We start from the raw sequence: 5,715 nt of genomic DNA, 5'->3' as shown, positions 1-5,715 counted from the left end.
TCGGACTAATTTCTTCAATCCAGTCTGGTAGTTGCGGCGTCGCTAGAGAAGGAACTGCTGGAAGTGGTTCATTTCCAGAGAGATTAATCACGCCACATCCGGCTATTCCCAGTACGAATGCTACGACAACCAGAAACCGCATCCAAATTCTCACGATCGTGCCTATCTGTTGAAAGGATTTATCTGTACTATCCTCTGCAAGGAGGGAAGATAGCGAGTCTGTATCAGGAATTGAAACTGTCACAACGTCTCCCCTCATTGCAGGTAATTCATCGGAGAGGAAACCACAAGAGTTACCCCTACATGACTCACTAACAAGAGGTCTACATCTCAACTACTCAGTCTTCCGGGTAGCTGAATCATTACGCTTAAAATCTTTACTTTATGCTGAGCTAACGCTACTCACGCTCGGCTAAGCTCTAGGCAACAATTCTAGGGAAAGCAGTAAGACCCATTGCCTTATCTAGCATCCTCAACAGAACTACCTGATTCTGACGATACCCCTATGGATAATGGGCGTTGCTGATTTGGTAATGCTATAGCTATTTCACAAGCAGATTCCTTCGTGGAAAAATCATTACTTTTCAGCAACGCCGGATAATGAACTGCAAAACCTAGTTCCAACTTGCTGAGAGCGATTCTTACTTTCCTTTGCAATAGCGCATGGACTGATTTTTTGGGGTAAATATGGGTATCTACCACATGACAAATAGAGTTCATCAAACTACTATCGTTCCTGATGGTATTCTCAGCTTGAACGTAGAACGGCGTAAAAATGCTAAGGGACTTTTAAGCTGTGTTTTTGTGGGAAGAAAATTATGTTGTCCCAATTTTTGTATTAAAAGTCGTTTCTCAAACTTACAGGGGAGGATACGACGAGAAGCAGACAAAATATGCCCAGTTAAGTGAGTTGTATTACGTAATTTACAACCCTAGATATTTAAGGGGCGACCAACATGACGCTTTTGAAGTGGATCGCCTGGTTGATAGTTAAACTCCCTTGGCTTAAAGCCAAGGGAGTTTAACTATCAAGAAAAAATATTTGCTACAAAGCATCTGCTAGGTAAAATTGCTAGCAGCTACTCAAAATATATCAATTTTTGTATTTGTCGTACGATTATTACAAATATACCATTTCTAGTTGTTAACCACAAGAGAGTTTACTAAATATCATTCAATACGGCTAGCATCTTTTAATACAACTTAGAATTTTTGAGATTTTTCCGCAATCCAAGCGGCTAGGCTATCTTGATTCTCCACTCCTTCCACTACATAGTTCATCATTACTACCGCTTCTGGTTCTGGTGCCACTAATTTATAGCCATTCAGTCGTAAAAAAACGTCGATGACAGCAAGAGCGATTCGCTTGTTGCCATCGACGAAACTATGATTTTTTGCCAGACCATAGCCGTAGGCTGCTGCCAGATCAAACAGCTTTGCATTTTCACTGTAAGAGAATAAGTGCCGAGGTCTGGCTAGACTCGCTGAAAGTAACCCTGCATCTCTCAATCCAGACCTCCCCCCATGTTCTGCAATTAGCTCTTCATGTATGGCGCTTACTGCTGTCTCAGGCACCCATCTGGGTTCCTTCATTTAGCTAATTCACGAAAGGCATTGCGGTAGTTTTTACGGGTCTCTGCAAAAGCCTGCATTGCGGCTTCAAAATCAGGATCGTAAGCAGTTATTTGAACTCCATCTGGAGTTTCTGTCAGGAAAATGCTGTCTCCCTCACTGACATTTAGCTTTTGCAATACTTCTTTAGGGAAGGTTGCTCCTAAAGAATTGCCAATCCGTCGAATTTTTAGAGTATGCATACTATCACCTCTTAATTGGATAGTAACTACATATGTTATAACATAAACTTATAGAATGGAATCCCCTTGTTTAGTCATTAAGGGTTTGACAAATTTTCCTGATTCAAAGATGCGATCGCGTCTATCCAAATCGCTCCAATCTTCTAAAGCGCGATCGCATCTCTCTACAAAATAGTTAAACAGGCGAGACGGACGCACTTTGAAGGTTGGTAGCGTTCTTATCTTTTTTCAATTGTGCTTCGATTGCATCGCAGGCAACTTTAACCCCGCTTTCTGCTCGTACCTTATTGCCAACTTCTGCGGCTTTAGCCTGGTAGCGAGGTTCGCGTAATAGGCGATCGAGTTCCTTAGCCGCACGAGAAGCAGTGTAGCGATCGCGATCGATAGTCCGTCCGACTCCTAAACGAGTAATCCGTGCAGCATTGTCTGGTTGGTCGTTACTAAAGGGTACGACCAACATCGGGCGACCGGAACGCAATACCTGCGCGGTTGTGCCCACGCCTCCTTGATGCACAATAGCAGCAGCCCGATGAAACAGTTCCGAGTAGGGAGCGTAGTCAAAAACACCAATATCTTTAGATTGCAACTCTTTTGGCAGAGAGGGGTTATTGTTGCCAACCAGCAATACAGCCCGATAGCCCAACTTTAAGGCAGCTTTGGCACTTTCGAGGTAAAACTTGTCAGCAACCCACACGGCGGAACTTCCCAAAGTAAACACAATTGGCGGATCTCCCGCATCCAAAAATGATGCCAGTTCCGGAGATAGACCAGTATCGCCATTGCGATCGTAGAAAGTAAATCCGGTAACGCAAGTCTGTTTTGGCCAGTCGGGTTGAGGAGTTGCGAGAGCTTCTGAAAATAAAGCCAGCACTAAGTCGGGGGAGTTCATCCCTTCAAACATAGAATCAGCAAGGGGAGATAAACCAAGCTGTGTCCGTAACTGTCGCAGGGGTTCATCCCACGAGCTGAAACGATTTTTAGCGAGGCGGATGAGCGCTCCATTAAACCCAGGGCCAAGTATGCGTAGATTCAGCCAACTGGGGAAAGTCGCCACTACTGGGGGATCGTAGGCGGAGAGGAACGACATCGGAGACAGTACGCTGGAAACCCAACGAATTCCCGTTTTCTCAACAACGGGCGTTGCTGCGAAGCTGAGGGGGTGTGTCACCAACAGGTCTGCATCGCGCACTGCCGACATCAGATCCTCATAAGTTTCTTGGACATAGGGTAAGATTGCTTGGCGAAAGACGTATTCTGTACCGTTTTGCTTGTCCATGATCAGACGCACAAGTTCTCGTTGCTGTTCAACGTCTGTGGGAAAATCGGGACGGACTGGGTGGAACTCAAGACCAGCCGCTTCGATTTTGTTATGGTAGAACTCAGCGGTGGCAATTACTGCTTGATGCCCGCGTGCCTTTAATTCTAAGGCGATCGCTATATAAGGATGCAAATCGCCTAACGAACCATAAGTGTGCAGAACAATCTTCATAATGGCTACCGTATCTTTTTATAGATGAGTTACTTGTATTACTACAAAACTACGGCGGTTTAAGGGTACTTGCTTCATCCGATTGGCTGACCCTAGTGGATGATTAGGAAGAATTACTCATCATTCTCTTGAGGTGGAAGCGTACCATCTGCCAGTTTCAAGCGCTTAGAGGGAAGATGCGATCGCGCATCCCCTAAAAACACCCTCATCCGGTAAAGGCGATCGCCACAATGAAGATAAGGGGGTAAGTCTTCGTTGGCGAAAGGGTTAAGCGATGAGACAACCCAAGCAGTGGCAAATCCAAATGCAGGAACTCTTTTGGCGTTGGGGGAGAAACAAGAAATTTCGCGGATTCTTGGCTTTAGTGTTGCTGGGTTTAACCGTGCGATCGCTTCCTTATCTGGCACCCGTTCGTGCCAAAGATATTGCCCAGGATACGCAAGCGATTGAATTTAGCGATCGCAATGGACTTCCTTTAGGAAGATTGCTGACCCGCGACCAAGAGCATACCGCTGTGGTGCCGCTGAATCAAGTTTCGCCCCACTTTATCAACGCGATTCTAGCTGCTGAAGATGGCTCATATTATCATCACGGGGCGCTGGATCTGAAGGCTGTAGCGCGATCGCTTAAAGATTCACTTCAGGCGAAAAGGATTACCTCCGGTGCATCCACGATTACGATGCAACTAGCGCGGATGTTAGATCCCGTTCCCCGCACCTTACCGGGCAAGTTGCGCGAAATTTGGCTATCTTGGCGCATCGCCGCCGGGATGAATAAAGATGCAATCCTCTCTGCTTACATCAATCGCCTGCCAATGGGGGGGAATATCTATGGGTTAGAAGCTGCATCCCGTAACTATTTCGATATTCCAGCAAGCGAACTTAATCTTGCCCAAGCAAGTCTTCTCGCTGCTGTTCCGAATAATCCCACTTACTTCAATCCCTACGACCATTGGAAACGCCTTAAAAAGCGGCAGATTTATGTTCTGAATCGCATGGTTGAAGACGGTTATATTACTCGCGCACAAGCAGATCGAGCTTACAAAGAAGAGATTTCCCTAGCACCGAGACAACAGGGAATTATTGCCGCCCCTCATTTTTTATTTTGGGTATCTAATCAACTATCTAATTCTTCAATTCAAAATCAAAAATCTTCGAGCAAAGCCCCAGAAAGCGCTATCCCCAATCGGATGTCCCAGATCCGCACCAGCATCGATCGCCCTTTGCAGCAATTTGTGGAAGCGCAAGTGCAGCAAGTGATTCGTACCCTCACCCCCAATAATGTTCATCATGCTGCTGCCTTAGTCATTGACAACCACACGGGGGAAGTTTTGGCTTATGTGGGTTCTCCCGATTACTTTAATGAAGCACAACTCGGTCGCAACGACGGGGTACAGGCATTACGTCAACCCGGTTCTACTTTGAAGCCTTTTTTATATGAATATGCCCTACAAAACCGCACGATTCGCCCGAATACTATCTTGGCGGATGTGCCAACACATTACGCGATTCCCGGCGCGAAACTCTACAGTCCTACAGATTATGATGAAACTTTTTTAGGGCCAGTACGAGTTCGCGTAGCTTTGGCAAATTCCCTGAATGTTCCGGCGGTGCGGGTATTAGAAAAAGTTGGCGTGCAAAATTTTCTAAATCATCTGCATCAATTAGGGTTTGAGCATTTAAATCGGTCGCCCGAACATTACGGATTGGGACTAATTTTGGGTAGCGGTGAAGTCAGTTTATGGGAGTTAACGAGGGCGTATGTTACTTTAGCAAGACGTGGAGAAGCCACCCCGCTAGTCACAACATTCTCCAACCTGCCATATAGCAACCGAAGACCTTCCAGGCTGCCATCTGCTAACCCTTCAACCTGGGGATTAATTGCGGATATGTTAAGCGATCGCCATGCTCGTGCAAGTGCCTTTGGGGTAGACTCGGTGCTAGCTTTACCATTCCCCGCAGCAGTTAAAACAGGCACTTCCTCGGATTTTCGAGATACTTGGACGGTTGGGTTTACCACCGACTACACCGTAGCCGTGTGGGTGGGCAATTTTAACGGCGATCCCATGCGACAAGTTTCGGGGGTGACAGGTGCAGCACCCCTCTGGAATCGCATCATGTTACACCTCCATCAGAATCGAGAACCTGCCATCTTTCCCCCTCCAGAAAATCTGGTGCAACGCCCAATCTGTGCAATTTCTGGCTTACGCCCTACCCCAGATTGTCCCTCAGTAGTGCAAGAATATTTTTACGCAGAAGATATTAGCGATTATGAGCGTCAGTCAGGGACTGCAAAGTTGCCTCCAGAGTACGATGAGTGGTTAGCAAGGCAGCATCAACCAAGTTTTGTCTCTAGTGGCGTCAAGATTTTGTCTCCTCACAATGGCGATGTTTTCTTATTGCACCCAGGTGA

The 5,715-nt window shown here is 46.3% G+C and carries 7 protein-coding genes; 1 reads left to right on the top strand and 6 read right to left on the bottom strand.

The window, feature by feature from the left end; translation table 11 throughout:
* From H6F50_RS12665 to H6F50_RS12635, 6 genes are all read right to left on the bottom strand, one after another.
* Positions 1 to 244: hypothetical protein (locus H6F50_RS12665; RefSeq protein ID WP_190428976.1), on the bottom strand; the 244-nt coding region annotated here is incomplete at its 3' end.
* Positions 245 to 459: 215 nt separating this feature from the next.
* Entirely contained in the window at positions 460 to 723 is a 264-nt protein-coding gene (locus H6F50_RS12660) for a hypothetical protein (RefSeq protein ID WP_190428975.1), read from the bottom strand.
* 480 nt (positions 724 to 1,203) lie between these two features.
* Complete coding sequence (locus tag H6F50_RS12650; protein ID WP_190428973.1) at positions 1,204 to 1,593, bottom strand: type II toxin-antitoxin system death-on-curing family toxin; 390 nt, start codon at positions 1,591 to 1,593, stop codon at positions 1,204 to 1,206.
* Positions 1,590 to 1,814, bottom strand: a complete 225-nt coding sequence (locus H6F50_RS12645) for an AbrB/MazE/SpoVT family DNA-binding domain-containing protein (RefSeq protein ID WP_190410043.1) — start codon at positions 1,812 to 1,814, stop codon at positions 1,590 to 1,592. The genes H6F50_RS12650 and H6F50_RS12645 overlap by 4 nt, the downstream gene beginning before the upstream one ends.
* 48 nt (positions 1,815 to 1,862) lie before the next feature.
* A complete protein-coding gene (locus H6F50_RS12640) occupies positions 1,863 to 2,012 on the bottom strand; it encodes a hypothetical protein (protein WP_190428972.1) in 150 nt (49 codons plus the stop codon).
* Complete coding sequence (locus tag H6F50_RS12635) at positions 1,990 to 3,303, bottom strand: glycosyltransferase (RefSeq protein WP_190428971.1); 1,314 nt, start codon at positions 3,301 to 3,303, stop codon at positions 1,990 to 1,992. Before H6F50_RS12635 ends, H6F50_RS12640 begins: the two co-directional genes overlap by 23 nt.
* A 274-nt stretch (positions 3,304 to 3,577) precedes the next feature.
* Here H6F50_RS12635 and pbpC point away from each other — a divergent pair.
* Positions 3,578 to 5,715, top strand: a 2,138-nt coding sequence (pbpC, locus tag H6F50_RS12630; protein ID WP_190428970.1) for a penicillin-binding protein 1C, incomplete at its 3' end; no start/stop codon positions are given.

Source organism: Coleofasciculus sp. FACHB-712 (assembly GCF_014695635.1).
Lineage (GTDB): Bacteria > Cyanobacteriota > Cyanobacteriia > Cyanobacteriales > FACHB-T130 > FACHB-T130.
This window is presented reverse-complemented; position numbering and strand designations above follow the sequence as displayed.